The organism is Rhodoferax sp. EU05-FHT12H12 (assembly GCF_058791215.1).
In genome coordinates, this window is the sequence record NZ_JBYTDI010000002.1 from 884,263 (window position 1) to 910,166 (window position 25,904).

Consider the following 25,904-nt stretch of genomic DNA (forward strand, 5'->3'; position numbering starts at 1 on the left):
TAGACGCGAATCCATGCCGGAATTTCTGCGGTCGTTGCTGGTGGTGCTCTTTTTGGCCACCGGCATTTTCTATTTTGCGAAAAAATACGCCCAACCTTTGGGCTTGGACCCCAAGGTATTGCAGCCGCGTATCACTGCTTGGTATCTGATTACCTGTGCTGCATTTCTGACTCCTGATTTTTGGCTCTTTGCTGCTATTACTGTGTCGGTTTTGATTTGGGCAGCCAAGCAAGATAAAAATCCACTGGCTTTGAGCTTTTTTGTTCTGTATGCCGTGCCGCTGTTTGAAAAGCAGATTCCTGGTGCGGGTATTGTTAATTATCTCTTTGATATCAATTACTTTCACTTAATTTTATTTGCCGTTTTTGTGCCTTTGTATTTGAAAATTCGAAGGTCAAAAGACACGATGCCTCTTGGGAGTATTTGGCCCGATAAATTTATTGTTGGATATGTTGTGTACTCATTGGTATTGGTTTTCCCAAATACCACGATCACGAACTTCGCTCGCATCACTTTTACGCAATGCTTGGATGTGCTGCTGCCATATTATGTGGCAAGCCGATATTTGCGCACGTTGCATGAGTTTACCGATGCAATCCAAGCCTTGCTGATTGCCTCCTGTATTGCTGCCAGTGTCGCTATTTTGGAGTTTGCCAAAGGCTGGCTTTTGTATTCAACCCTTGCGCCTGCCTTTGATATTTCTTGGGGTTATGGTGGCTATCTCCGCCGTGGTGAGAGTTTGCGCGCTCTGGCCAGCTCTGGCCAGGCCATTGTGCTGGGCTACACCATGGCTATTGCCTTGGGTTTGTACTGGTACCTGGCCAAAACCCAGATGCAACAACAAAAGCATCTGACATGGGCGGTAGGCCTGCTACTGTGTGCTGGTCTGTTTGCGCCGGTATCCCGAGGCCCTTGGGTGGGGGCTGCCCTCATGCTTCTCATATTTATATTTCTTGAGCCCGCTCCACTTCTGCGTCTTTTCAAATTGGGGTTGTTGGCATTTGTGCCTGGAGTGATATTTTTGCTGACCCCCTATGGAGCGAAATTCATTAATTACCTGCCATTTGTTGGAGTCGTAGACGCTGATACCGTAACTTATCGTCAAGATTTGCTGGAAAACTCATTGCATGTCATAAGTAATAACTTATGGTTTGGATCTTCAGATTTCTTGAACACTGAAGAAATGGAGTCTATGCGTGCTGGCGCCAATGGAGGAATCATTGACTTGGTAAATTCTTACATCGCGATTGCATTGTCGGGAGGTGTGGTCGCTTTAGCCTTATTCGCAGGATATTTTTTGGCTTGCATCTGGTTGGTTCTTAGTGTGCTACGTCGTGCAAATACGGTGGAAGAGAGAGTTTTAGGGCAAGCGCTGCTGACTACGATGCTCGGTGTTATGTTCATCATTTACACCGTCAGTAGTATTTTGATGATCCCCAATTTGTACTGGCTTTTGGGAGGTATCTGCGTTGCATACAGTTCCATGCTGACTGTAAATAAGGTTCTTATGAAGAAAAACCTCTAAGAAGCCGTTGCAAATTACTAAATTCCAACATGGAGGAGTTGTCCTGCCGGTTTATTAGAGGCTCGTGACGCATCCGTGACTCCGTATGGCGTCCGCCACTTTCAGTGTTTCCGCATCCCACGAGCTTTTCGCCACGGTGTTCAGCCCACCTAGATGCAGGCGCTCCCACTCTGCCGGGTTACTGATGACTTCCACCAATGCCCTTGCCAAAGCTTGAGGGCTGGGCTCTGCAAGTTTGGCATTGTTGGGACTCAGTTGCCATTCAGCCCAAGGGCCTGTATTACTCACCACGGGTGTGCCACAGGCCATCAGTTCCAATGGCAAGAGCGACAGGTTGGTCATCGACAGTACCAAGGCTGCATCGCAGCTGTTGTAGAGTGCTCCAAGCTCACTAACCTTGAGCTTTCCGCAGATTTGGTGCGGAAACGAAAATTTTTGACGCTCCAAATTACCGCCGGCAAATACCACCTCGATGGCTGGGTGCAACTGGTGTAGGCAGTGCAATGCCAAAACACCCAGCTCAAAAGCCCTGCGTTCGGTTTCTGGGCGCGCATAAAAGAAAATGCGCTTGGTTGCTTTGTGTTGCCGTGGCAGTGGCTGATAGAGCTTGGCATCGTAAGAGAAGGCAAATGGATGTGTCTCCATTCCAAATTCTGTGTGCAGTTTGCTGGCCAGCCAATGACCGGCGGTTAGGCCAATAAAACCAAAGCGGTAGGTATTTTCAGCGAAGATGAATTCACTGCCTGGTGCTGAGAACCAAGGCTCATAGTCCTGCACAAAGTAAAACCGTTTGTGCGCTGAGGCAAAGGCGCGCACGTAATACGCCGTATCAAAGCCTGTGGCTATGCATGCATAGGCGGGCGGGGCAGTTTGGGCATCCAGATACACCTTTGCCTTCATAGGACCAAATGCTTGCACCATGCTCTGGCGCAGAGCTTCAGGGGCACCCATCCACTGTCCTTCACTAAACACGATTCTGCATTCGTAACCCAAGGTCTCCAGCCCTTGCACAAAACGCATGATGTTGATGTGCCCACCGCTTGTCGCTGAAAAACCGGATAAAAACCAATTGATGGTGTTGGTAGCAACTTTGTCTGTTTGCGGGTGGCGTGGGTACGGTGCGAGCAGTGTGTAACCGTATTGCTTAGCTAGGTCGCGTGGCGGGCCAAACCGCAGCCGATTTAAAAATTCCTTGGGCCCATGTTCCCTCAGATAAGTCCATGCGTTGCGGGCTTTATCTAGTCTTTTGTTCATGCGCGGCGTCCGTATTCCTGTTGTATCCATTGCCAAGTCTGGGAAATGCCGGTGTGCAAATCGGTTTGCGGCCTCCACCCCAGTTGCTTCGCAGCACGGGTTACATCCAGCACGTTCACCGGCACATCAAAGCCTCTGCCTGGCTGGTATCCCACTTTCAAATCTTTGCCAGTCACATCGCGAATCGTAGACAGCAGCGTGTTGAGTGAGCTGCCCTGTCCCGATCCAATATTAAAAACCTGGTTGGCAGAGCCTAGCGTAGCGGCTGCTAGCAGCGCACGCACTACATCTGATATGTGCAAGTAATCGCGGACCACTGATCCGTCCCCCCAAATCTCGATGCCTTCATCCCGCAAGGCCCGCCCCAAAAACACGGCAATGGCACCCTGGCTCGCTTCGATGCGTTGGCGTTCCCCATAGGGGTTGGCCAACCTTAGCACCGTATGTTGCAGGCCATGCAGCTGCTGATACAGCGCCAAATACTTCTCAATCGCCAGCTTCATGATCCCGTAGGAGCAGGTGGGTTCGGTAGGGTGGGTCTCTGCAATAGGCGTGTGGCAGGGGTTGCCATACACCGTGCCGCCAGAGGATGTAAACACTACACGCTTTACCTTGTGGCGCACTGCAGCATCCAGCAGGCGAAGGGTGCCCAGAAGGTTGGTTTCGATGTCGTAAGCAGGATCCAGGTTTGACGTTTTGGGCAATGTGGTGGATACCAAGTGGTAACACACGTCCACACCCTCCAGCGCCACATCGATGTCCTTGGTACTCACCAAATCACCTTCCAGGCTGGTGAGGCCGGGGCGCTTGTCGTCTGGAACCCCTTTTACTGCTTGTATGCCTGGACGGTCAAATGCACGCACATGGGCGCCTGCGGCTAGCAGTGCGTCAGTCAGGTGCGAGCCAATAAAGCCGCGCGCGCCCAGCACCAAGCAGGTGGAGCCAGCTAGGGAAAAAGAGTGGGTCATGTGCGTTAGTGGCCGCGTAGCAGGCAGAAGAGAAGACGAAAGTTGGAAACCCGGAAAGGGCGTAGCCGCAAAGCTCGAAAACCGTGGTGCCTGGCGGTGCTAACGTTGCCAGCATCCAGCGCCCACCATGCCCATTTGGTGTAGATATCCACCAAAGATGTTCGTTTCGCTATGTGCATCGAGTCTAGACGATCGGATTCTGTGCGCAGCCCTCTTCGTTGGCGGGCTGCTTCAGTTGCGCGGGCCGCAGATGCTTGTTGTGTGCTCGCATGCTGATAGCCAACACTTGCGGGGTGTTGGCGATAGTGCAGCAAGATTTCTGGGATATTGGCCAACTCGCCCACCTCTGCCAAGCGTAAAAACATGTCCATGTCTTCGGCGTGTAGAAAATCCTTTTGGTACATGCCGACCTGCATAAATGCTGATTTGCGAATCATGGCGCTTGGGTTAATGATGGCACCGCCGCGACCTGCCATGTGCGCTGCGTCGATCGCCTGGTGTGTGGCTTCTGTCAAAAAAGGCTTGATAGGGCGAGCGTCCGGATCGATGAGTAATACCTGTGAGCCCACAGCCACGCACACCGGATTTGCTTGCAAGTACTGGAGCTGGGTTATGAGACGCTGCGACATACAAATGTCATCAGCATCCATCAACGCAATAAATTCGGCCCGAGCGTGTTCGATGCCCATGTTCCGACTGCCAATCAGGCCCTGATTAGGGCCTGTCAGGACTATGCATCGGTTATCTTGCTTTGCAAACTGACGAATGATGCTCAACGTGTTGTCTGTACTCCCATCATCAACCAACAGCAGTTCAAAGTTGGAGAGATTTTGGCACAGCACAGAATCGATGGCCTGACGCAAATAGGTTTCGCCGTTGTATACGCACAGAACAATCGAGACATCGGGTTGCATAAGCACTGGTACTTACAGAGGGTAAAAATTAGAGTACATACCACTGCAAGCCAGGCCAGTGCTAAAGCCGACCACTAATATTGGTAGAGTTATGAGTTCTTTTTTAATTTCGAGTAGATGGAAGCGATGCTTGTAAAATAAAATAAGGGGTATTGTTACTAATACATTGCCGCCAGCGACCCAAGCTGCGCCTTCGAGTCCGTACGCTGCATACGCAGCTGGCAGTGCTAGTACTACAAGCGGTAATCTGACCGCTATCAACATGGTAAAAGCTTTGGAGTGCCCCATTGCCATTAAGCACTGCCCCGCTACGCCATAGCGAGCCTCTAGCAAGCCAATGCTCAAGATCTCCAGCAATATGCCAACTTGTTGGTATCGTTGATCATACAGAATGTTGGCGACCAAGTGCCCTGCAGCAAATAAGAAACCAGCAGCAAACAAGCTTGCTATTTCTATCGGAAGGCGTAGCTTGTAATAGGTGTTGCGCAAATCTTGAGGTCTACTTCTCGCCACTTCGCAAAAAGTAGGAAAGGCGACGCTGCTACTCAGCTTATTAAATACTAGCTGTATGGCAGAAACGAAAAATGAAGCTAGTGAGAACATGCCAAGCGTCGAAGCATCTACCAAACCTCCCAAAATTAGTTTGTCACCGTTCAAAACTGCAAAGCCAAGTATTGAGCTTAAAAATATCCACTTTCCGTAACCCAATACTTCAGCCACGGCTTCTTTATCCCATTGAAATTTGTTATGTTCCCCTGGGATCGCCATGTGCGTTAGCGCTGTCCGGAAGATGTTTGCTGCAATGGCTCCAATAGCCAGCACCCATATGGAAGGGGCCAGATATGCCCAAGCCAACATGAAGCACAGTGCTCCAACCTGGCTGCTGATCTCAATAAAAGTGATGAGCTTTACGTTGAGGGCTCGACTGGCCAAGGCCATTTTGGTGGATTCCAAACCCGCAATCGCAGGGCTCAGTGAGAGCAAAGCCAAAATCCAAGGCAGCTCCGGGCGACCGTAAACGCTGTCATTTGCAAATACCCCTTCGTGCGACGCCGCGCGCAAGGCCGTTGCCAGCCCTAGTGCCGCCAAGCCGATAAGCAAACCACGTGCAACCTGCATGGTCCACACGGTGTTGGTAAACGAACTGTCCTCGCTGCGCTTGCTGCGAACCACACTTTGGCCTAGCCCCACATCGGAAAACAGCGCCAAGCCAATGATGAAGATGTTGGCGATTGCCATAATCCCGAAGGCCTCTGGCATGAGCAAACGGGTCATTAGCAGGTTGCTGAACAAACGCAGTGCTTGGCTGGATGCATGCCCCCCGATCGTCCATACACCCGCATGAACAATGCGCTGCCGAAAGTTGCGTTTTCCTGTCATCAGCAGCGTCTTGGTGTATGCATGCTTCGATCATAATGGCTGCCGTCACACCTCAAGATCAGGCCCACCCGTGGTAGATGTCTCAGTCATCATCGTCAGTTACAACACTGCACATCTGCTCGAAGAAGCGGTAAGCAAAGTCAAGAATGCAGCCCAAGGCTTGTCGTTGGAGTACATTTTTGTAGATAACGCATCCAGAGACGATTCGGTTGCCCGTATTCGTGAGCTTTTCCCGGCAGACAAACTCATAGTCAACCAGACCAATGTAGGTTTTGGCCGCGCCAACAACCAGGCGTTGGCCCATGCGCAGGGGCGCTATGTGCTGTTGCTCAACACCGATGCATTTGTGGCGCCGGACACCCTGGTCAAAACCGTGGCGCACATGGATGCCAACCCACGTTGCGGGATCTTGGGCGTGCGCCTGGAGGGGCGTGACGGCGAATTGCAGCCCTGCGCGCGCTACTTTCCCACGCCGCTCAACCAGTTTTTGCAACGCACAGGCTTGCACAAGTGGTTCAAAAATGTGCGCCTGGTAGACGATATGGCCTGGGACCATGCCAGCGTGCGCGCGTGCGACTGGGTGGTGGGTTGCTACTACTTGGTGCGCAAAGAGGTAATTGACCAGATCGGGCTGTTTGATCCGCGTTACTTTTTGTACTTTGAAGAAGTGGACCATTGCTTTGCCGCCAAGCAAGCCGGGTGGGATGTGGTGTTTTATCCTCACACCACGGTGGTGCACCTGGGCGGGGAGAGTGCCAAGAGCAGTGGCGAAATAACCCAAACTGGGCGGCAGTTGTCGGCGCTGCAGGTAGAGAGTGAGTTGCTGTACTTCCGCAAGAACCATGGTCTGGCGGGTGTGTTGACCGATACCTGTCTGAGTTTGAGTGCCGATGCATTGCATGCGCTCAAGCAGCTGTTCAAAGGTAAGGGCAGGCAAGGCGTCGCCAATGCCTGGAAACATGCCAGTTTGTTGTTGGGGCTATGCCGCCGTACCCGTTTGGGTGCGCGTGCGACGCGATGAGCTGTATGGCAAACACATCCAATCTGCTACGCCTGTCGGTGGTGGTAATTGGGCTTAACGAAGAAGCCCGTTTGCGCAGCGCACTGCAAGCTGTGTTCGATACATGTCCCGCCCATTGTGAGCTGGAGGTGTTTTATGTCGATAGCGGCTCCAAAGACCTGAGTGTGGCTATTGCGGAAGCTATGCCTGGTGTGCAAGTGTTGCGCTTGCAGACGCAGCGGCCCTCTGCGGCCAAAGCGCGCAATATGGGGCTGGCGCAGGCGCGTGGAGACTATGTGCAGCTGATTGACGGAGACAGTGTGCTGCAAGTGGGGTGGCTGGAAACTGCAGTGCAGGCGCTGGAAGCCAACTCTGGCATTGCCTGCGTGTTTGGCCAGTGCGTGGAGGCATTTCCGGAGCAAAGTATTTACATGCGGGTGTGCGGCCTGGACTGGCATATTCCCGCCGGAGACCACCGCCTGTGTGGTGGCAATGCCATGTGGCGCCGCGAAGTGATTGCTGCGCACGGTTTTTTTGACGAGGCACTGCAATTGGGCGAAGAACCAGACTTGTGCTACCGCGTTCGCCAGCAGGGACATCGCATTGTGTGTGTGGATCAGCCCATGGTGCTGCACGATTTGGCGATGGTGACTTTCAAGCAGTATTGGAAGCGTGGTGAGGCCACTGGCAAGGCTTACGCACGTGTGGCTTCCCGCTATTGGCGCCTGCCCGAGAAAATGTGGCTGCGTGAAGTGGTGCGCAACTTCATGGAGCCATTGGTCTGGGCTGTGATGTCTGTGTTGGGTTCGGCCATCGTCGGCGGAGTTGGTGGCGGTTTGCTGGCGCTTTCGGCGTGGCTGCTGTTGCGTGCAGTAAAGATAGCGCGGGCTGTCCGCAAGCGTTCTGGCGGATGGCTGGGGGCGTGCCTGTATGGTTTGCATTGCCAGTTTATTCGGCTCCCGGTTGTGGTGGGGCAGGTCAAGGGGCTGTTGCAGCGTTAACGGGGAAAAGTACATGGCGGGATTCTTGGTGGCGTGGACGCCTGATGGGACATTGCCCGAGGCGGCAAGTTGGGCGCAGGCAGAGCGCATTGCGCTTCGAGGAGGCGCTGCAGCGTCGCGCCACATGCTCGCACCATGCGGTGTTTTGACTTGGCACCGCCATAGCGGGGAGTTTCCGTACAGTGGCCAGGTGTTTGAATCTGGGCGCAAGCATGTTGCCTGGGTGGGGCAGTGTGTGGATGACGCGGGGGAAGCCAGCCAGCAAGCCATACAAATTTTGGCGCAAGACGTGTGGAGTGATGTGGCAGCGGCCCACTGTAATGGCCCTTTTTGTGCCGTAGTGATCGGCGCTGAGCCCTTCTCTTTGCGTGTGGTGACAGACCGTTATCGGCACTACCCCGTGTATTTGTACAAGGGCGCGGGTGTTGCGGTGGCATCTACCGACATGAGGTGCCTACTGCCTTTCATGCCCAGGCGCGCACTTAACTTTGCTGCGGTCGACATGCTGCTGCGCAGTGGCGAGCTGATTGACCGCGATACCTTGTTGGAGGGAGTGGAGCTTCTTCCGCCTGGAACCATCTTGTCCGTAGACACAAACGGTGGTGGTGCTTTGCAGACCTCTGAGCGCCGTTACTGGGCCATGCGGCACGATGGTGCTGCCGCAGGCACTTTGTCGCGTACTGCAGATGAATTGGCGCAGCGCTTGACGGTGTCTGTACGCAGGCTGGAGGCCGTATCGCCCCGCTTGGGCATCACCCTGAGTGGGGGCCTGGATTCGCGCATCATTTTGGATTTGTGTGCGCACCCTGAGCGGGTGCCTAGTTTTACCTGGGGCTTGCCCGGTTGCCGCGACATCGCGTGTGCGAGCCGTTATGCCCAGGTGGTGGGCTCACCGCATACGGTGCGGCACTGGAGCCCACCAGAATTTCCACCGTTGTGGCCCACCGGTGTCGACTTGACTGCGGGCAGCTTTGGGGTGGAAAGCATGCACATGCTCCCTTTCATTCCGCTGTTGGCATCCCATTGTGATGTGGTGCTCAATGGCTTGGCAGGGGACGCGATTCTGGGCGGCAACTTCATGAAGTACGACTGGTTGGGTCAAAACGATGCCCGTAAGCTGGGGCAAGCTATCTGGCGTTGGCGTGTGTCTGCAGACGAAGACCGACAAGTCGATCATTTGCGGGTGCCCGGTGCGCCGGTGGCCGCAGGGCAGCGATGGGTGGACTCCATCGCTTTGCGCGAAGGGGCGAGGCCCATTGAACGGGTGAACGATTGGCTGTATGAAAACCGTGTTTTCAGAAACACCAACTCCGGGACCATGTTGCTGCGCAGCGCCGTAGAGTCGCATTCACCGTTTTTTGACAACGACTTCATTGATGCCGTGACGGCTGTTCGCCAAGAGCACAAGTTCAAACACCGGCTCTACTTGGAAGTTATGCACCGCGCTGCGCCGCGTGCGGCTTCGGTCACTTGGCAGCGTACCAATATTCCACCCGCCTGGGGATTTCAGGCCAACGTACTGGCCATGGGCGTGCACCGTGTTGTCGGCAAATTAGCCTCCCGGTTAGGGCTGGAGGCTTTTGGGGACTTGAAGGTGGCAGACCCTGCTGGGTGGTTGCGTACGGACTGGCAGTCTGCCGCTGAGGACATGGTGCTGGGCACACGGACCCAAGAGCGTGGCGTCTGGAACCCGCAGGCTGCGCAGAACCTATGGCAGTCGCATATGCGTGGCGGTAACCACACACGTACCTTGGGAGCCATGATCGCGGTGGAGTTGTTCGCGCGCAGCGTATTGGATGAGGACTTGGCATGAGTGCGCTGAATACAGCCTTGGGCGCTTTGGTGCATGTGCTGGCTCCCTTGGTCCGGTGGGCACGCTATGTAGTGCAGCCATGCCGACGCCTGTGGCACCTTGTTCAACTGAGTGCATGGAGTGAGGGTGAAATCCCGGTGAGTACCCAGTTTGACGGGCCTGTACGCCTGTCAAAACGGATTGCATTGGAGCTGGGAACATCGTGCCGATTTGGGCGTGAAGTGTTTCTGGACACCAACGGTGGGCGCATCACGTTGGGGCACCATGTGCGTATCAATGCAGGGTGTGTTTTGGTGTCTTATTCCTCCATCTCCATCGGGGACGACTGCCTGGTTGGTGAATACGTCAGCATTCGCGATGCCAACCATGGCACCGAGGCTGGGCAAGCCATGCGTTTGCAGCCGCACACCAGCGCCCCCATCGTTGTTGGCCGCAATGTTTGGATCGGGCGCGGAGCCGTTGTCCTCAAGGGCGTGCGCATTGGCGATGGCGCGGTGATTGCGGCCAACAGCGTGGTGACCCATGACGTGGCGCCTCATACCCTGGTGGGTGGTGTTCCGGCACGTTTGATCAAGGCCCTGGTATGAGCCCGTTGCCCCTGACCGTGGCCTACCTTTCCCCTGCCATGCCGGCCTTGTCGGAGACCTTTGTTTACGAAGAATTGCTGTCACTGGAGCGCCGCGGTGTGCGCGTAGTGCCTTTTTCGGTGCGCCAGCCCGTCAAGCCGGTGCCTGCCCAACAAGCCCTGGCGGTGCGGGTGACCCACCTGTATGCGGGCGGCCCCCTGGCCGTGGTGCTGGGCGGTCTGTTGCAGTTGCCCCGCTTTGGCCTGCGCGTGGGCAAGGCAGTGGGCTGGCTGGTCAGCGATGTGTTGGAGTGCGGCCCGCTGCGCCTTGCCAGCTGGAAACTGGCCTATCAATTTTTGGCGGGGGCCCGCCTGGCCGCGTTGTTGCGCCAGCAGGGGTGCACCCATTTACACGTGCATTTTGCGCATGTGCCCAGCCAGATTGCCATGTATGCCTCTGCCTTGTGTGGGATGCCATTCACCATCATGGCCCATGCCAATGACATCTTTGAAGACGGCATCTTGCTGAGGAAGAAGGCTGCGCGCGCCAAGCGCATGCTCACCATCTCTGATTACAACCGCCGCTACCTGCAGGGGCTGGGCATTGCGCCAGACCGGCTGGCGGTGGTGCGCTGTGGGGTGAGCTTCGCGCCACCCGCTACGCCCCCCGCGTGGGAGGTGGGCCCAGTGTTCAAGCTGGCATCGCTGGGGCGCATGGTGGAGAAAAAAGGCTTCGATGTGCTGATTGCGGCGGTAGCGCTGCTGCGCAACAAAGGGCTGGCGGTGCAACTGAGCCTGGCGGGGGATGGCCCTTTGCTATCAAATATGAAGCTGCTCGCGCAGCGTTTATGCGGGCTAGAGGCTATTTTGTTTGTTGGTTCGTTGCCTCACCACGAGGTGGCGGCCTGGATGCGGCAGCACGACGCCTTTGTGCTGGCTTGCAAGCAAGACAGCCAGGGCGACATGGACGGCATCCCGGTTGTGCTGATGGAGGCCATGTCGCAGGGCGTGCCTGTGGTGTCCACGCGCCTCTCTGGCTTGCCAGAACTGGTGCAGCATGACCAAACGGGGCTACTGGCCGAGCCCAATGATGCCGCCAGCTTGGCCCAACAAATAGAAACGCTCATGCAGTCCCAGGCTTTGCGCCAGCGCCTAGCCACGCAAGCCCAAGCCTACGTGGGCCAGGAGTTCGGGCAGGCTACCAATATTGATCGACTTATGGAACACATCCGCATATGACAACTGCCCAAGGCTATGTGTTGATTTCACCCTGCCGTGACGAGGCAGACTACATGCGCCAGACGCTGGACACGGTGGTGGCGCAGTCGGTGCTACCCGCGCGCTGGATCATTGTGGACGATGGGTCGACCGACGCGACACCGCAGATACTGGCCGAATACGCCGCCAAACACCCTTGGATTACCGTGGTGACGCGGCAAAACCGGGGCCACCGTGCGGTGGGGCCGGGGGTGATAGACGCCTTTTATGCGGGCTACCAGACCATCAACCCCCAAGAATTTGAGTTTGTCTGCAAGTTGGACTTGGACTTACGCTTGCCCCCGCGTTACTTTGAGATATTGATGGCGCGCATGCATGCCAACCCTCGGATTGCCACATGCAGTGGCAAGGCGTATGTGGAGCGGGGCGGGCGGCTGGTGAATGAGGGGCATGGCGACGAAACCAGTCTGGGCATGACCAAGTTCTATCGCGTGAGTGCCTTTGCGGCCATGGGTGGCTTTGTGCGCGAAGTGATGTGGGATGGTATTGACTGCCACCGCTGCCGCATGATGGGCCTGATCGCTTGCAGCTGGGACGAGCCAGAGTTGCGGTTTGTGCACCTGCGCCCCATGGGGTCCAGCCAACAAAGCATTTACACGGGGCGCATGCGCCACGGCTTCGGCCAGTACTTCATGGGCACTGGGTTTTTATACATTTTTGCCAGTGCACTCAAGAAAATTCCAGAGAAGCCGTATGTACTGGGCGCTGCCTACATGCTGTGGGGCTGGCTGAAGAGTGCGCTACAGGGCAAGCCCCGCTACAACGATTTGGAGTTCCGCCGGTTTTTGCAAGCCTACCAGTGGCGTGCTTTGTGGGTAGGAAAGCGACGGGCGGTGGAGGAAATCGACCAGCGCATCTTGAATTAGATTGGCCGTGCTTTAAAAATATTAAACACAAGAGTATGAGAAATTACATCGAAAGGCTCTTTTTCTATCTGTTGTTGCAACTGCGAAGAGTGCTCGGCCAATCAGTGGGTGATATCCGGATGAGAGTGCATTTTTCCTCAATTTTGCATGAAGGGGAAGAGCGTGAAATGTCTGCTGCTTTGTATCTAGATGCACATTTGCAGAAAGCTACAGGTACAAATAGCGGTGATATCAACGAGGAGTTAAGGTATGCAACTATGCGTTCAGCAAACCATGCAGCGACAGCCGTTGGTTGCATTCATAATGCTGTTTATGACAATGGATGTATATACGCTCTTGGGCAAGCATTTTTAATTAGCAAAATTGGCCCTCCAAAGTTCAAAAAAGTAGTTGTCTGTGATTCTATGATGTTATGCAGCTCTCCAAGTGGGACAAGATATTTTGGGGATTGGCTGTTGGCTGATGGCATATTAGATTTTATAGCTGAAGCAAATGAAATTATGGCTCTTAAAATTGAGCCGCACGTAAATTACCCCCATGCAGCAAAAATATCTGAAATATTGAAATCTCCCGCTGTAAGGCGGGATGAGGTGTTGCTAATAAAGAATCTCTGTGTTGTTAATGACATCGGATTTAATGAATACAAAAAAAACCGTTTAAGGCTAATAAGGAATAGATTCCAAGAGAATTATCGAGGTTTCAAGGGCGCAGAGAAAGTCTATCTACGCCGAGGGAAATCTAATGCTGCAACGCCGCGAGGTCTCGTGAATGAGGCGTCGTTAATTGAAAGCTTGCGCGCCCAAGGGTTTTATATTTTGGATCCCTCTGAGCATTCTGTTGATGAGATTTTTGAAAAAATAAACAACTGCGCTATTGTTGTTGGGGTTGAGGGAAGTCAATTGTCCTATGGTTTTCTTGGTCTGCGAGATTCTGGAGTAATGTTAGCTTTGCAGCCCCCTTTTAGATTTCAGGCTTCGTTCAGGCCTAGGTGTGAAGCTGTTGGGTTGCGCTGGGGTTTTTTCGTGGGCTCGGCGCTTGGTGATGGATTTGAAATTGATTTGGATGAACTGATTTTTTTTCTAAAGAAAATTGAAGTTTAAATATAATTAAAATCGATTGTGAATTGATTTTTCATTTTTCTCCATGGCGGGAGCTTTATTGTGAGGCCTATCATGCTTTTTCTTCTAAGAAATATCAATATTCGGCATTTTCGCCTTGTAATTATTTTGGGTGGTTTGGGTTTGATAGCTGCTTGTGGCGGTGGTGGTGGGGGCGGAGGGGGGAGTTCCTCTCCATCTGCTAGTAATGCTAGTCCGGCTAGTTTGAACTCTGCCGCCATTAATCTAGTTCTTAATGCTAATAGGACGGTGGGTGTTGCTCCACTGGCAGTGTCTTTCGATACGGTTGGTACGACCTCTACCGGAAGTTCACTGCCTTTTCATGAAATTAAATATATATGGGATTTTGGTGATCCTGCAGGGGGGGCTGTATGGCGGTACGGTACCCGGGCGAATTCTGCCAGTAAGGCCAGTAGAAATGCTGCTTATGGATCAGTCGCCGCTCATGTTTTTGAGTCGCCAGGAAATTATTTAGTTAAGGTTACTGGGTTCGATGGAGATATTTCTGTTGAAAAACAAATCCTTATCACGGTTACAGACCCTAACTCTTTTTTTAATGCAAAAACAATTTGTATTTCAAGTGCGGTGATGCCGACCGCGGGGGGTGATGGGTGTCCTGTTGGTGCTGCTGTACAAGTTGTAACGAACTGGGCGACCATCGGAGCCTTGTCATCTACGTACAAACGAATCTTGTTAAAGCGCGGTGACGCTTGGAGCGCCTCATCTCGTGCAAATATTTCAAGCGGGCCGGGGGTTATTGGCGCATTTGGTTCGGCTTCGGATAAACCCAAAATAAATATCACATCAAATACTAATGGCTTATATTTTTCAGGTGTTAGCGATTGGCGCGTGATGGATCTAGAGATATTTTCTTCAGAATCATCTTCCGGAGTTTCGGATAACAATGAGCGAATTCCTCTTCGCTCCTTTAATAGTAAAAATATTACAGTAATCCGATGTAATTTTCACGATGCATATTTGACTTTGATGCCAGAGCTTTCGGATGATTTTTCTGTGATTGATTCTGAAATGAGTTCGACATTTCCCAATTATGGAAATATGGTGGCCTTTTTCTACAAAGGTGCGCGAGTGGCGATACTGGGGAATAAGTTCAGCACATCCTATACTACGCACACACTGAGGATATCTGGAACTAATAATGCAATTATTAGTAATAACCATATGGATAACCCGGGTGCTACGAGGGATGCTCTAACGATTCGTGGATGGGAGGGGCCAACACCCTATACGCAGTATGTTATCGTATCTGATAATGTTATAGATGGTGGGGCGGCTGCTGGCTATTTGCTGTATATTGGCGTCGTAAATAATGCCACAAATGAAGAGTTGCGAGATGTTGTAGTTGAGAGAAATTTTATAAAATCCACATCCAATGCTACTCCAAACGTATTTAAGGTTGCACAGAATCTAACGTTTAGGAATAATGTGACTATATCGTATTCTGAAATGTCGCTTGCTATAAATGGGGGGGGGAATACTGCTGGCGCACCTGATCCAAGAAGTTCGTTCGTGTACAACAACAGCTTTTACAAAGCAAATGCAAGTCTTAATAATAGATATTCAGCAATACAGATTAATGGTGCTGTTACAGGTGTTAGGCTAGTTAATAATTTGGCTTTCGCGCCTGGCTCGGTGATGAGTGCTGGTTGGGTTAATGGGGGGGGGACATTCTTATATACATCTGCTGGTGCTAGTGTCGGGGCTTCAGTCGACGTATTAAAAAATAACTCGACTGATAATCAAATTGTCAACGTTAATCCTTGGGCTGTTGGGGTATTGACTGCTCCAGATCACTTTGTTCCTAGTGGATATGCAATAACAGATGGTTTTGTAAATGGATTAGTTGATGACTATTTTTTGACATCTAGGCCGGTTGATTCAAAGGTAATGGGAGCACTTGCAAATTAGTCGTGGTTGTTTGGAAGGGGGCACGGATTTTTTGTTAAATTTTGTTTTGTCTGAAATTTCATTTGTTCAGAAAATTAAAGCTGCCGTAGCTGATGCCAATGAACAGTAAAAAATAGGCGGTCAATGTAGTTGCCTTTTCCCTTGCGGGCGAATGCCATGAGTCGCGATTTGCGAGTAATTTTCTATCAATGAAGACATACATGCACATTGCTAAGAAAATGCTTAGTATGCTAGACATGATTGCGCTAGCAGTGGTGTTTCTCATGTTTGGAAAAATGTAGTTAATTGCGTAAACGCCAATCCAGTGGTTAAGGTATAGGGGGTAAGACATTCCTCCGAGTAATTGACCAATTCGAGTTGATCGCCCAGGTGTTGCTAAAAAAAGTATTAAGCTGATGCTAAAGATCGGTGCGGCAATGCTGTAAAGGGATGGCGAAAATAGGGCTGGGGTGCTGATTGCGAGAGAAAGTAATAGCGCTGTTTTGTTTTTCTTTGATGCAGGTGTAAAGCGAATCTTTTCATCCATCGTCATGGTGGAGAAAAGAATTCCTAAAATAATTGCTGGATATGTGTTGAATATCAAGCCCATCACTCCGATGGCGAGCCAGGTTAATGGATTTCTTCCGAGTAGTTTTGATCCTATTACTAGGAGTAAGGGGGCTAATAGATAGAATTGCTCCTCTGCATTAACACTCCACACATGATTCAGAGTCGCTCCCAGTGGCATTTGTTTTGCAAACTCTTTTAGCTGTGGAGTTCCAAATATGTTATATACAAACGTTATTTTGTATATAACAATTTCTATCCATTTCTCGCTAATGGGATCTCTGAGGGTGCTTAGTCCAATGGCAATGATTAGCGCTATGTAATAGGGAATCCATATTCGAATTGCACGGTTGTAGTAAAATCTATGCAGTTCTTGGATTTTTGTTTTAATTAAAATATTGCCGATTAGCCAGCCACTTAATGCAAAGAATACCTGTACCGCTAAATCGCCGGATTTCTCCCATTTAATGATGTGTGAATGGTAAAGCATGACTGCAGTTGCGCAGGCGGCACGCAAGTAGTCGAAGTAAGGGTAATAAATGCGATTGCTTTGGTTGTTGCTCATTCGGTTCGTTTCTTGTCAGTATCCGTTCAGAGAATCTCTCGGCTATAAGCGGGAATGGTTTTTACCAAAATTTTCTCCTCCAGCGAAGGCAGGGTCTATCAATATATTTTTCCATTAAGAAAGCATAACTACCTATGATGCCTGCAGTAACGACCAAGCTAAGTGCTGTAGGTAGTCGTAATGCGTGCATATTCTCAATAACGATGTGGTGCGCTAAATAGATGCTGTATGAATACACGCCAATTCTTTGCATCGGTCTGGAGTTCAAAGGGCTAAACACCCAATGACTGCCAAAACGTATCGAATAGAAAAATAGAGGGGCAAGTGCAATGCCCTGCACGGTATATCGCAATGTTTCTCTAAATGCAGGGTTGCGAATTAGCAGTGTTGCAACAAGTGCAGTGGAAGCAGATGCAATGAAAAAATAGTCTCGCATGCGCAAGGACGTAGAGGAGTGTGACTCCAGCATGGGGTTTTTGCCCAAGGCCAGCAAGCAACCAAATACGATGGAATCTATTCTTGTATCGGTTGCGTAATAGGTTCTGCTGGCCGGGCTTTCCCAAATGCCAATCAGTGCATAACGCCACACTAGTGTTATTGCACATGTGGCTATGAGGGCTACCACTAAGGTACGCCCGTTTGATCTTCTAAAAAGCACACTAAACAGAAAAGGGAAGATGAGGTAAAAGTGCTCTTCCACAGCTAGTGACCAAAATATGCCAGTCCCTGCTGGCGTGGTATTGCCAGAATCAAAGAACAGATAGTAGTAGTTGGCGAAATACAGAAGCTGTGCTGTGAATCCGGTCAAACTCACATTGCCTTGCGTAATTCCAGTCGCAGTTAAGCTGTAGATGAGCGCTAGAGTTGTGACAAGTGGTGGCATCAGTCGCAGCGCGCGACGAATGTAAAAATTAGAAATTGAGATACTTCCCTTGCGTCCATGTTCTTGAATCAGCAGTGTGGTGATGAGATATCCGCTCAGGAAGAAGAAAATTGTTACCCCCAAGCCTCCAGGAACAATGTGTCCTAATCCAAGATGGCTAGTAAGAACAATCAATATTGCCACAGCGCGCCAACCATCCAGGGATGGGATATACGCGGCTGAATGCATCTGGGGTTTATTCGTGCTTGTCATTTTGTCTTTGCGAACGAGGGCGGACCAAGGCAGCTGGTATTGCTTGTGTGATTGTTATGTGGAGCAGGTCTACCCCGTCATTGAAGTACCGTTTCCACAAGCTCGGCTCTTCTTTGATCCGCCAAACCCATTCCAAGCCCACCCGCTGCATCCAAACGGGTGCACGTTGTACATTCCCTGCCACAAAGTTCACCACCGCGCCGAGGTGGCTGATGATGGGGGCGGCTAGTTGCGTTCGGTTGCGCTCAATCCAAGCTTGGCCTTTTTGGGCGCCCAAAGACACAACCACAAAGTCCGCCTCGCTGGCATTGATGTGGGCCAGCAGGGCTGGCGTGCTGATGTCATCCAGGCTGCCAAAGCCGGGGGCGCAGTAGCCCACGCATTGCATGCTTGTGCGGTCTCGGTTGATGGCGTTGGCGGCTTTTTCGGCCACCCCGTCTGGCCCGCCAAAAAAATATACGCGCAGGGGCCTGTCTTCGGGCTGCAGGGGGCTGTAGCGCAGCTGCTCAAACAAGGTGGACCCCGCTACCCGTTCGCGAATGGGAACTTTCAACAGCTTGGCCAGCCATAGGATGGGCATGCCATCTGCCAGGCTCAAGTCGCTGTGGACGACAGAATCGCGGAAAGCGGGGTCTTTCTGGCTGGCGATCAAAAAATTGAGGTTGGGCGTAGAGATAAACAGCGGCGTGCGTTGGCGTGCTGCATTGCGCACGATTTGTACAGCCTCCGACAGGCTAACGGCGTCAAAGGGGAGTCCCAGTATCCAGTGCAGTGCTCTGTCTTTTGGGATGTGCGTAGGGGCGCTAGGATGTGGGGCTTGCATACGGTCTGTCGGCTTGGGGTGGCGGCCAGCTTACCCGATTCACTGTGACGGTTCTGCAAGTAGTATTGCGCCCTGTCGCACAAAATACGCAGAAACAGTTAAAGGGAGTTTGAATGAAAGTTACGGTTATTGGCACCGGTTATGTGGGTCTGGTGTCGGGCACATGCCTGGCGGAGCTGGGCAACGATGTGGTGTGCCTGGATGTGGACGCCTCCAAGATCCAGGTCCTGTTGGACGGTGGTATTCCCATCTACGAGCCAGGCTTGCAAGATCTGGTGCGCCGCAATGTGGCGGCTGGGCGTTTGCACTTCACCACCGATGTGGAGAAGGCAGTGCACCACGGCACCATCCAGTTCATTGCAGTCGGTACCCCGCCCGACGAGGATGGCTCGGCAGATTTGCAATACGTGGTGGCTGCGGCCCGCAACATTGGCCGCTACATGACGGATTACAAGGTAGTGGTAGACAAGAGCACAGTGCCTGTAGGCACGGGTGACAAAGTGAAAACCGCGGTGGCCGCAGAGTTGGCCCAGCGCGGGGTAGACACACCGTTTAGCGTGGTGAGCAACCCCGAGTTCCTGAAAGAAGGTGCCGCCGTAGAGGACTTCATGCGTCCCGACCGTATTGTGGTGGGCTGCGATGACGAACAAGCGGTGCAGTACATGCGTGCGCTTTACACGCCACTGCAGCGCAACCACGACCGCCTGATCGTGATGGATGTGAAGAGTGCGGAGCTGACCAAGTACGCCGCCAATGCCATGTTGGCAACCCGCATCAGCTTCATGAACGAGCTGGCCAACTTGGCGGACAAGCTGGGGGCAGATATTGAGCATGTGCGCAAGGGCATTGGTAGCGACAACCGCATTGGCTACGACTTTTTATACGCAGGATGCGGCTACGGTGGGTCTTGTTTTCCCAAAGACGTCAAGGCGCTCATCAAGACGGCGCAAGACGATGCAGGTTTGGGCCTTAAGGTTTTGCATGCCGTAGAAGCGGCCAATGATGCGCAAAAGCGTGTGCTGACCGACAAGATCAAAGCCAAGTTTGGCGCCAATCTGGCGGGCAAACATTTCGCGCTGTGGGGCTTGGCGTTCAAGGCCAACACCGACGATATGCGCGAGGCAGCCAGCCGCGTGGTGGTGGAGGAGTTGTTGGCACAGGGCGCCACGGTTACCGCCTACGACCCGGTGGCCATGCACGAGGCACAGCGCATTTATGCGAACGAACCGCGACTGAGCTATGCCACCAACCCCATGCACGCCCTGGAGAATGCCGATGCGCTGGTGATTGTGACGGAGTGGAAAGAGTTCCGTAGCCCGGACTTTGAGGCTATCAAGGCGGCACTCAAGACGCCCACTATTTTTGATGGCCGCAACCTGTATGACCCTAAATTGGTGCGTGGCATAGGTTTGGACTACCAGGCTATCGGGCGTTGATAATGGCGTTGTCACACATCAATACCAATACAACACGCTATGGCAAATACGCACATACAGGCAGGGCAGAGCTGGCTGCCGCAGGGGACTGACACGGTCGTTTTGGGGCTGCTGGCGCTGGCGCTGGCGGCGCTGTATATCCCAAGCTACATGGAGCTGTCCCGTACGGTGTGGAACACCGATGAGCAGGGGCATGGCCCCATCATTTTTGCGGTGGCAGTTTGGCTTTTCTTCCGGCACCGCCACGCGGTTGCAGCGCTGGTAGCCCAGCCAAAGCCCGGCTTGGCGTGGGCCATTTTGGTGCCCAGCCTGCTGATGTATGTGTTGGGCTACTCCCAGTCTTTTTTGATGTTGGCGGTGCTCTCGCAGATTGGGGTGCTGGCCGCGCTGATCCTGCTTTTCCGGGGACGGGCTGCGCTGCGACTGGTGTGGTTTCCTTTGTTCTTTTTGGTTTTCATGACTCCTTTCCCTGAGTCGTTGGTGGCGGCTGTCACCGGGCCACTCAAATCAGCGGTGTCGGTGGTGGCTGCCGATCTGCTCTACAACGTGGGCTACCCGGTGAGTCGGGTGGGGGTGATCTTGAATGTGGGCCAATACCAGTTATTGGTGGCGGATGCTTGTGCGGGGCTCAACTCCATGTTTACTCTGGAGGCGCTGGGCCTGCTGTACATGAACCTGATGCAATACAAGTCGGCCACACGCAATGTGTTGCTGGCCGTGCTGGTGGTGCCCATTGCCTTTGGGGCCAATGTGGTGCGGGTGATGGTGCTGGTGCTGGTGACCTACCATTTTGGCGACGCCGCCGGGCAGGGCTTTGTGCATGGCTTTGCCGGTATGGTGTTGTTCATCGTCGGGCTGATTCTGGTCTTGGGCACCGACTATGTGATGGGCTGGTTCTTCAAAGACGCACCTGCCAAAGAGGTGGTCGCATGATCCCCGCACGGCGCAGGGCGCTGGCGGTGTTGGCGGCGACGGGGGCTTCGGTGGCGGTGGCCCGCTATATGCGGCCCACGGTGCATATGTCCGACACCCTGGGCAAGCCGGATTTAGAGCTTATTTTCCCCAAAGCGTTTGCCGACTGGCGCATTGATGCACGCTCATCGATGGTGCTGCCCTCGCCCGCTACGCAGGCATTGCTGGACAGCATTTACAACCAGACCCTGACGCGCACCTACATCAATTCAATGGGCGCGCGCATCATGTTGTCGGTGGCCTACGGTGGCGACCAGAGTGATGCCACCCGTGCCCACTTGCCAGAGGTGTGCTACCCCGCACAGGGGTTCCAGATCAGCCAAAATTTTGCGGGGCAGCTGCGTCTGGAGGGGCGGAATGTGCCGGTGCGCTACCTGATGTCCAACCAGGGCAACCGCTTTGAGCCCATTACCTACTGGCTGGTGGTGGGGGACCGGGTCACGGTGTCGCGCACCGACCAGAAGTTGGCCCAGTTTGCACTGGGGCTAAAGGGCTTGATACCGGACGGGATGCTGGTGCGGGTGTCCAACATTGACCGGGACATGGCGCGGGGCCACCAGTTGCAGGCCGTTTTTTTGCAGGAAATGGCCGCCGCGTTTGCGCCAGCGGCCCGTGACAGGGTGTTTGGCGCCCTCGGCGGCAACCCAAGTTAAAACCAAGCGGGGATACAAGAGATGGCAAAAGGAATGATTTTGGCGGCAGGGCAGGGGACGCGTGTAAGGCCCCTGACGAAGGATTTGCCCAAGCCGATGGTGCCAATTCTGGGCAAACCGGTCATGGAGTATTTGATAGAGCACTTGGCCCGCCACGGCATTACCGAGATCATGGTGAACGTGGCCTTTCACCACCAGCGCATTGAGCAGTATTTCGGCGATGGCAGCCGCTGGGGTGTCGAGATCGGTTACTCCTACGAGGGGGTGCGTGATCATGGGGACATCCTGCCGCGGCCCATGGGGTCTGCGGGAGGCATGCGCCGCATTCAAGATTTCAGCGGTTTTTTTGATGAAACCACTTTGGTGTTGTGTGGCGATGCCTTGATTGACCTAGACATCACCGCTGCGCTGGCGGAGCACAAGGCCAAGGGCGCGCTGGCAAGCGTGGTTGCTGCCGAAGTGCCGCTGCAAGACACCCAGGCCTATGGCATGGTGTTGGCGGATGCAGAAGGGCGTATCCAGTCCTTCCAGGAGAAGCCCAAGCCCGAAGAAGCCAAATCCACCCTGGCCAGCACGGGCATCTACATTTTTGAGCCGGAAGTGCTGAACAAGATTCCGCCCAACAAGGTATACGACATCGGGTCCCAGCTGTTCCCACAGTTGGTGGAGGAGAAGCAGCCCTTCTTCGTGCAGAGCAGACCGTTCAACTGGCTCGATATCGGCCGCGTCAGTGACTATTGGTCGGTGTTGCAGCGCGTCCTGAAGGGTGAGATCGAGTACCTGCGTATGCCCGGTAAAGAGGTGCGGCCCGGCGTTTGGGTGGGACTCAACACCCATATTCCATGGGACAAGGTCAATATCCAGGGGCCGGTTTATATTGGATCCAGCGTGCTGATTGAGCCCGGCGCCACCATCACCGGCCCGGCATGGATTGGCCACGGCAGTGTGGTGCGCTCGCGTGCCAAGGTGACGCGCAGCATCCTGTTTGAGTACACCCGCATTGCCGCCGACATGCACTTCAACGAAATGATTGTGTCGCGCCACTACTGCGTGGATCGCTATGGCGAGACGATGTACCACGGCGATGAAACTGCCCAGATCCGCTGGGGCGATGCGCGGGCCTGAGGGCCGCTTCTTTTTACTTATTCGTTTGCATCCATGTTGATCCAACCTGTTGTTTTGTCTGGCGGTTCCGGTACGCGCCTGTGGCCACTGTCGCGCGAGAAATACCCCAAGCAGTTGCTGCCGCTGATTGGCGAGGATTCTTTGCTGCAGGCCACGGTGCGCCGTGTGGAGGGCATTGCCGGGGTAGAGCTTGCCGCCCCCTTGGTGGTGTGCAACGAGGAATACCGTTTCGTTATCGCGGAGCAACTGCGGGTGATGGGCAAGCCTGGTACCGTGGTGCTGGAGCCTTTAGGGAGAAATACGGCTCCAGCCCTTACCATTGCTGCGCGAGCAGCTATGAAAAACGGAGCAGATCCAGTCTTGCTGGTGATGCCGGCTGACCATGTGATTGTGGATACGCAGGCCTTTCAGGCGGTGGTCCGCCAAGGCGCGGCGCTGGCGGAAGCGGGCGCTGTGGTGACTTTTGGCATCACCCCCGACGCGCCCGAGACCGGCTATGGCTATATCCAGTCTGGCGACGCCTTTGGCACCACGGGAGCCAAGCGCATTGCCCGCTTCGTAGAGAAGCCCAACTTGGAAACTGCCCAAGCCTACCTGGACGAGGGCACGTATTCCTGGAACAGCGGCTTGTTCATGGTGCGTGCCTCGGTGTGGTTGGCTGCTCTGGAAGTCTGCCGGGCAGACATTGCCGCGGCCTGCCAGGCCGCCTGGGCGCAGGGGCGTGAAGATGGGGAGTTTGTGCGCGTGGGCAAAGAGGCGTTCAGCCAGTGCCCCAGTGACTCGATTGACTACGCGGTGATGGAACGCATTGCCGCAGACCAGGGCGCGGCCAGCGCATTGCCGGTGGGCGTGGTGATTCCGCTGTCGGCAGGCTGGTCGGATGTGGGTGCCTGGGAGGCGCTGTGGAACGTGTTGCCCAAGGATGCACAGGGCAATGTGGCGCAGGGCGATGTGCTGATGCAAGACAGCCGCAATACCCTGGCGTTGTCCGAGGGGCGACTGATTGCGTGCGTGGGGGTGGATGACCTGATTGTGGTGGAGACTGCCGACGCCATTTTGGTGGCCCACAAAAACAAGACGCAGGATGTGAAGAAAATTGTGGACCGCCTGAAACAGGCGGGCCGCAGCGAGGGGCAGACACACCGCAAGGTGTTTCGTCCATGGGGTTGGTACGACAGCATTGACAGCGGTGAGCGCTTTCAGGTGAAGCGCATTGTTGTGAAGCCCGGGGCCGCCTTGTCGCTGCAAATGCACCACCACCGCGCGGAACATTGGGTGGTGGTGAGCGGTACCGCCAAGGTCACGGTGGGCGACAAAACACTTTTGTTGTCAGAGAACGAGTCCACCTACATTCCTCTGGGAACCACCCACCGGTTGGAAAACCCAGGCAAGCTGGCCTTGGAGATGATTGAAGTGCAGTCTGGCAGCTACCTCGGCGAAGACGATATTGTTCGCTTTGAGGATGTGTACGGAAGATGAGGGTTTGGTCGGGGTGAGAGGATTCGAACCTCCGATCTCTTCGTCCCGAACGAAGCGCCTTACCGGACTAGGCCACACCCCGACAGTGTGATTCTTGGCGCCGTCAATCAGTGATTTCGCGCCAACAATTGAGTCGCCAATTGTACCAAGCTGTTGGTGTGCGGGCCTGAAGGCAAACGCTCTGCTGCTGCAATGGCGCGTTGCGCTTCGGCATGTGCCGCAGCTTGGGCTACACCCAGCGCCCCCGTCTTTTTGACGATGGCAATGACTTGCTCCAGCATCGCGACATCACCTGTTTCAATGGCGGTCTGGATGGTCAGGCGTTCGGCCTCAGTGCCACGCTGCATGGCGGCAATCAAAGGCAGGGTGGTCTTGCCTTCACGCAAGTCGTCGCCCAGGTTTTTGCCCATGACGGCGGCGTCGCCGGCGTAGTCCAGCACGTCATCAATCACCTGGAATGCCGTACCAAGGGCTTGCCCGTATTCGGCACAAGCTTCTTCTTGGTCTGGCGTGGAACGGGAGAGGATGGCGCCTACGCGCGCACTGGCTTCGAACAGCTTGGCAGTTTTGGATCGGATGACCTGCAGATAACCGGTTTCGTCCAGCGCGGCATTGTGCATATTCATGAGTTGCAGCACTTCGCCTTCGGCAATCACGTTGGTGGCTTCGGCCAAGACTTCCATGATGCGCATGCTCTGGGCTTCCACCATCATCTGGAAAGCGCGGGAGTACAAAAAGTCCCCCACCAGCACGCTTGCAGGGTTGCCGAATTTGGCATTGGCCGTTGCGTGGCCTCGGCGCAGTGCCGAGTCGTCCACTACATCGTCGTGCAACAGCGTGGCGGTGTGAATGAATTCGACCACGGCGGCCAGGTTGTGGCGTTGTGTGCCCTGGTAGCCCAGCGCTCCGCAACACAGCAACAGCAACACCGGCCGCAAGCGCTTGCCGCCCGCGGAGATGATGTACTGGGAAACGCTGCCAACCAAGGGGACGCCAGAGTCCAACCTCTGGGTGATGACCTTGTCGACCTGGCGCATGTCGTTTTCGACGATGGAAAGACCCGTCGATGAGCCGGAGGTAGTGACTTGCAAGGCGATGAACCGGTTTGTTATGGCGCGATTATAGGGATGCGCTCTGACGCCCGCCTTGCGCTGGATGGACGGGGTTTTGCATTTTTATCCAAAATGGTATACTCCAAGGCTCTGCGAAAATTCATTTGCAGATTTCCTAGTCGAAGAGGTCAACATGTACGCGGTCATAAAAACCGGTGGCAAGCAATATCGCGTTGCTGCTGGCGAAAAAATTAAAGTAGAACAGATTGCTGCGGACGTAGGCCAAGAGATCGTGATCGACCAGGTTCTGGCAGTCGGAAACGGCGCAGAACTGAAGGTTGGCACACCCTTGGTGTCCGGCGCAACAGTTACTGTCACGGTAGTGGCACACGGCAAGCACGACAAAGTAACCATTTTCAAAATGCGTCGTCGCAAGCACTATCAGAAACGTCAAGGACATCGCCAGCAGTTCACCGAACTGCAAATCGGCGCGATTTCTGCATAAGG

At 53.8% G+C, this 25,904-nt stretch carries 22 protein-coding genes, 1 tRNA gene and 1 pseudogene; 15 read left to right on the forward strand and 9 right to left on the reverse strand.

Annotated elements, in window-relative coordinates; genetic code table 11:
• Positions 1-13 precede the first annotated feature (13 nt).
• On the forward strand, positions 14-1,525 hold the full coding sequence (locus AC3WS7_RS09035) for an O-antigen ligase family protein (protein ID WP_492656104.1): 1,512 nt from the start codon (positions 14-16) through the stop codon (positions 1,523-1,525).
• 54 nt (positions 1,526-1,579) lie between these two features.
• Here the strand turns inward: AC3WS7_RS09035 and AC3WS7_RS09040 are convergent, their stop codons facing one another.
• From AC3WS7_RS09040 to AC3WS7_RS09055, 4 genes are read right to left on the reverse strand one after another with little or no spacing between them, the layout of a single operon-like run.
• Entirely contained in the window at positions 1,580-2,779 is a 1,200-nt protein-coding gene (locus AC3WS7_RS09040; protein WP_492656105.1) for a glycosyltransferase family 4 protein, read from the reverse strand.
• Positions 2,776-3,747: an NAD-dependent epimerase/dehydratase family protein gene (locus AC3WS7_RS09045; RefSeq protein WP_492656106.1), complete on the reverse strand. Its 972-nt coding sequence runs from the start codon at positions 3,745-3,747 to the stop codon at positions 2,776-2,778. Before AC3WS7_RS09045 ends, AC3WS7_RS09040 begins: the two co-directional genes overlap by 4 nt.
• Positions 3,748-3,752: 5 nt before the next feature.
• Positions 3,753-4,661 carry a glycosyltransferase family 2 protein gene (locus tag AC3WS7_RS09050; RefSeq protein ID WP_492656107.1) on the reverse strand — a complete coding sequence of 303 codons (909 nt, stop codon included), beginning with the start codon at positions 4,659-4,661 and terminating at the stop codon, positions 3,753-3,755.
• Between the two features lie 12 nt (positions 4,662-4,673).
• The gene (locus AC3WS7_RS09055; RefSeq protein WP_492656108.1) at positions 4,674-6,041 is read right to left on the reverse strand and encodes an oligosaccharide flippase family protein; all 1,368 of its coding nucleotides are present in this window, start codon (positions 6,039-6,041) and stop codon (positions 4,674-4,676) included.
• 70 nt (positions 6,042-6,111) lie between these two features.
• On the opposite strand from AC3WS7_RS09055, the gene AC3WS7_RS09060 reads away from it, so the two are divergent.
• The 8 genes and pseudogenes from AC3WS7_RS09060 to AC3WS7_RS09095 all read left to right on the forward strand — a co-directional run bounded on the left by AC3WS7_RS09060 (position 6,112) and on the right by AC3WS7_RS09095 (position 15,611).
• The gene (locus tag AC3WS7_RS09060) at positions 6,112-7,062 is read left to right on the forward strand and encodes a glycosyltransferase family 2 protein (protein WP_492656109.1); all 951 of its coding nucleotides are present in this window, start codon (positions 6,112-6,114) and stop codon (positions 7,060-7,062) included.
• Positions 7,063-7,067: 5 nt separating this feature from the next.
• Complete coding sequence (locus AC3WS7_RS09065) at positions 7,068-8,042, forward strand: glycosyltransferase family 2 protein (protein WP_492656110.1); 975 nt, start codon at positions 7,068-7,070, stop codon at positions 8,040-8,042.
• Positions 8,043-8,166: 124 nt separating this feature from the next.
• Positions 8,167-9,855, forward strand: coding sequence for an asparagine synthase-related protein (locus AC3WS7_RS09070; RefSeq protein ID WP_492656111.1), 1,689 nt, complete (start codon positions 8,167-8,169; stop codon positions 9,853-9,855).
• A gap of 422 nt (positions 9,856-10,277) precedes the next feature.
• Positions 10,278-10,427 (forward strand): annotated as a pseudogene (locus tag AC3WS7_RS09075) (DapH/DapD/GlmU-related protein); the annotation flags it as partial.
• Positions 10,428-10,438: 11 nt separating this feature from the next.
• Positions 10,439-11,659, forward strand: coding sequence for a glycosyltransferase family 4 protein (locus AC3WS7_RS09080; protein ID WP_492656112.1), 1,221 nt, complete (start codon positions 10,439-10,441; stop codon positions 11,657-11,659).
• Positions 11,656-12,564: a glycosyltransferase family 2 protein gene (locus AC3WS7_RS09085; RefSeq protein WP_492656113.1), complete on the forward strand. Its 909-nt coding sequence runs from the start codon at positions 11,656-11,658 to the stop codon at positions 12,562-12,564. Before AC3WS7_RS09080 ends, AC3WS7_RS09085 begins: the two co-directional genes overlap by 4 nt.
• Before the next feature lie 35 nt (positions 12,565-12,599).
• On the forward strand, positions 12,600-13,664 hold the full coding sequence (locus AC3WS7_RS09090) for a glycosyltransferase 61 family protein (RefSeq protein ID WP_492656114.1): 1,065 nt from the start codon (positions 12,600-12,602) through the stop codon (positions 13,662-13,664).
• 72 nt (positions 13,665-13,736) lie between these two features.
• A complete protein-coding gene (locus AC3WS7_RS09095; RefSeq protein WP_492656115.1) occupies positions 13,737-15,611 on the forward strand; it encodes a PKD domain-containing protein in 1,875 nt (624 codons plus the stop codon).
• Positions 15,612-15,669: 58 nt separating this feature from the next.
• Here AC3WS7_RS09095 and AC3WS7_RS09100 read toward each other — a convergent pair whose 3' ends face one another.
• From AC3WS7_RS09100 to AC3WS7_RS09110, 3 genes are all read right to left on the reverse strand, one after another.
• Positions 15,670-16,722: an acyltransferase family protein gene (locus AC3WS7_RS09100; RefSeq protein ID WP_492656116.1), complete on the reverse strand. Its 1,053-nt coding sequence runs from the start codon at positions 16,720-16,722 to the stop codon at positions 15,670-15,672.
• A gap of 61 nt (positions 16,723-16,783) precedes the next feature.
• Positions 16,784-17,857: an acyltransferase family protein gene (locus AC3WS7_RS09105; protein ID WP_492656117.1), complete on the reverse strand. Its 1,074-nt coding sequence runs from the start codon at positions 17,855-17,857 to the stop codon at positions 16,784-16,786.
• The gene (locus tag AC3WS7_RS09110; RefSeq protein ID WP_492656118.1) at positions 17,841-18,680 is read right to left on the reverse strand and encodes a WecB/TagA/CpsF family glycosyltransferase; all 840 of its coding nucleotides are present in this window, start codon (positions 18,678-18,680) and stop codon (positions 17,841-17,843) included. Before AC3WS7_RS09110 ends, AC3WS7_RS09105 begins: the two co-directional genes overlap by 17 nt.
• A gap of 113 nt (positions 18,681-18,793) precedes the next feature.
• Here AC3WS7_RS09110 and AC3WS7_RS09115 point away from each other — a divergent pair, with 113 nt between their 5' ends.
• The 5 genes from AC3WS7_RS09115 to AC3WS7_RS09135 are packed head-to-tail and all read left to right on the forward strand — an operon-like array spanning position 18,794 to position 24,345.
• Entirely contained in the window at positions 18,794-20,116 is a 1,323-nt protein-coding gene (locus tag AC3WS7_RS09115) for a UDP-glucose dehydrogenase family protein (RefSeq protein WP_492656119.1), read from the forward strand.
• Between the two features lie 39 nt (positions 20,117-20,155).
• The gene (gene xrtB / locus AC3WS7_RS09120) at positions 20,156-21,049 is read left to right on the forward strand and encodes an exosortase B (protein ID WP_492656120.1); all 894 of its coding nucleotides are present in this window, start codon (positions 20,156-20,158) and stop codon (positions 21,047-21,049) included.
• Entirely contained in the window at positions 21,046-21,741 is a 696-nt protein-coding gene (gene epsI, locus AC3WS7_RS09125; protein ID WP_492656121.1) for an exosortase-associated protein EpsI, B-type, read from the forward strand. The genes xrtB and epsI overlap by 4 nt, the downstream gene beginning before the upstream one ends.
• A 33-nt stretch (positions 21,742-21,774) precedes the next feature.
• Positions 21,775-22,866, forward strand: coding sequence for a nucleotidyltransferase family protein (locus AC3WS7_RS09130; RefSeq protein ID WP_492656182.1), 1,092 nt, complete (start codon positions 21,775-21,777; stop codon positions 22,864-22,866).
• Positions 22,867-22,899: 33 nt separating this feature from the next.
• Complete coding sequence (locus AC3WS7_RS09135) at positions 22,900-24,345, forward strand: mannose-1-phosphate guanylyltransferase/mannose-6-phosphate isomerase (RefSeq protein WP_492656122.1); 1,446 nt, start codon at positions 22,900-22,902, stop codon at positions 24,343-24,345.
• 5 nt (positions 24,346-24,350) lie between these two features.
• Here AC3WS7_RS09135 and AC3WS7_RS09140 read toward each other — a convergent pair.
• Together AC3WS7_RS09140 and AC3WS7_RS09145 are read right to left on the reverse strand one after the other, a co-directional pair.
• Positions 24,351-24,427: transfer RNA gene (locus AC3WS7_RS09140), tRNA-Pro, on the reverse strand.
• A 25-nt stretch (positions 24,428-24,452) separates the two neighbouring features.
• On the reverse strand, positions 24,453-25,382 hold the full coding sequence (locus tag AC3WS7_RS09145; RefSeq protein ID WP_492656183.1) for a polyprenyl synthetase family protein: 930 nt from the start codon (positions 25,380-25,382) through the stop codon (positions 24,453-24,455).
• 208 nt (positions 25,383-25,590) lie between these two features.
• Here AC3WS7_RS09145 and rplU point away from each other — a divergent pair, with 208 nt between their 5' ends.
• Positions 25,591-25,902, forward strand: coding sequence for a 50S ribosomal protein L21 (rplU, locus tag AC3WS7_RS09150; protein WP_105261109.1), 312 nt, complete (start codon positions 25,591-25,593; stop codon positions 25,900-25,902).
• The last annotated feature ends 2 nt before the right edge of the window (positions 25,903-25,904 follow it).

Coding starts and splice junctions, on each gene's coding strand:
- AC3WS7_RS09035 (WP_492656104.1), top strand. CDS start 14: ATGCCGGAATTTCTGCGGTCGTTGCTGGTGGTGCTCTTTTTGGCCACC.
- AC3WS7_RS09040 (WP_492656105.1), bottom strand. CDS start 2,779: ATGAACAAAAGACTAGATAAAGCCCGCAACGCATGGACTTATCTGAGG.
- AC3WS7_RS09045 (WP_492656106.1), bottom strand. CDS start 3,747: ATGACCCACTCTTTTTCCCTAGCTGGCTCCACCTGCTTGGTGCTGGGC.
- AC3WS7_RS09050 (WP_492656107.1), bottom strand. CDS start 4,661: ATGCAACCCGATGTCTCGATTGTTCTGTGCGTATACAACGGCGAAACC.
- AC3WS7_RS09055 (WP_492656108.1), bottom strand. CDS start 6,041: ATGACAGGAAAACGCAACTTTCGGCAGCGCATTGTTCATGCGGGTGTA.
- AC3WS7_RS09065 (WP_492656110.1), top strand. CDS start 7,068: ATGGCAAACACATCCAATCTGCTACGCCTGTCGGTGGTGGTAATTGGG.
- AC3WS7_RS09070 (WP_492656111.1), top strand. CDS start 8,167: ATGCTCGCACCATGCGGTGTTTTGACTTGGCACCGCCATAGCGGGGAG.
- AC3WS7_RS09080 (WP_492656112.1), top strand. CDS start 10,439: ATGAGCCCGTTGCCCCTGACCGTGGCCTACCTTTCCCCTGCCATGCCG.
- AC3WS7_RS09085 (WP_492656113.1), top strand. CDS start 11,656: ATGACAACTGCCCAAGGCTATGTGTTGATTTCACCCTGCCGTGACGAG.
- AC3WS7_RS09090 (WP_492656114.1), top strand. CDS start 12,600: ATGAGAAATTACATCGAAAGGCTCTTTTTCTATCTGTTGTTGCAACTG.
- AC3WS7_RS09095 (WP_492656115.1), top strand. CDS start 13,737: ATGCTTTTTCTTCTAAGAAATATCAATATTCGGCATTTTCGCCTTGTA.
- AC3WS7_RS09100 (WP_492656116.1), bottom strand. CDS start 16,722: ATGAGCAACAACCAAAGCAATCGCATTTATTACCCTTACTTCGACTAC.
- AC3WS7_RS09105 (WP_492656117.1), bottom strand. CDS start 17,857: ATGACAAGCACGAATAAACCCCAGATGCATTCAGCCGCGTATATCCCA.
- AC3WS7_RS09110 (WP_492656118.1), bottom strand. CDS start 18,680: ATGCAAGCCCCACATCCTAGCGCCCCTACGCACATCCCAAAAGACAGA.
- AC3WS7_RS09115 (WP_492656119.1), top strand. CDS start 18,794: ATGAAAGTTACGGTTATTGGCACCGGTTATGTGGGTCTGGTGTCGGGC.
- xrtB (WP_492656120.1), top strand. CDS start 20,156: ATGGCAAATACGCACATACAGGCAGGGCAGAGCTGGCTGCCGCAGGGG.
- epsI (WP_492656121.1), top strand. CDS start 21,046: ATGATCCCCGCACGGCGCAGGGCGCTGGCGGTGTTGGCGGCGACGGGG.
- AC3WS7_RS09130 (WP_492656182.1), top strand. CDS start 21,775: ATGATTTTGGCGGCAGGGCAGGGGACGCGTGTAAGGCCCCTGACGAAG.
- AC3WS7_RS09135 (WP_492656122.1), top strand. CDS start 22,900: ATGTTGATCCAACCTGTTGTTTTGTCTGGCGGTTCCGGTACGCGCCTG.
- AC3WS7_RS09145 (WP_492656183.1), bottom strand. CDS start 25,382: ATGCGCCAGGTCGACAAGGTCATCACCCAGAGGTTGGACTCTGGCGTC.
- rplU (WP_105261109.1), top strand. CDS start 25,591: ATGTACGCGGTCATAAAAACCGGTGGCAAGCAATATCGCGTTGCTGCT.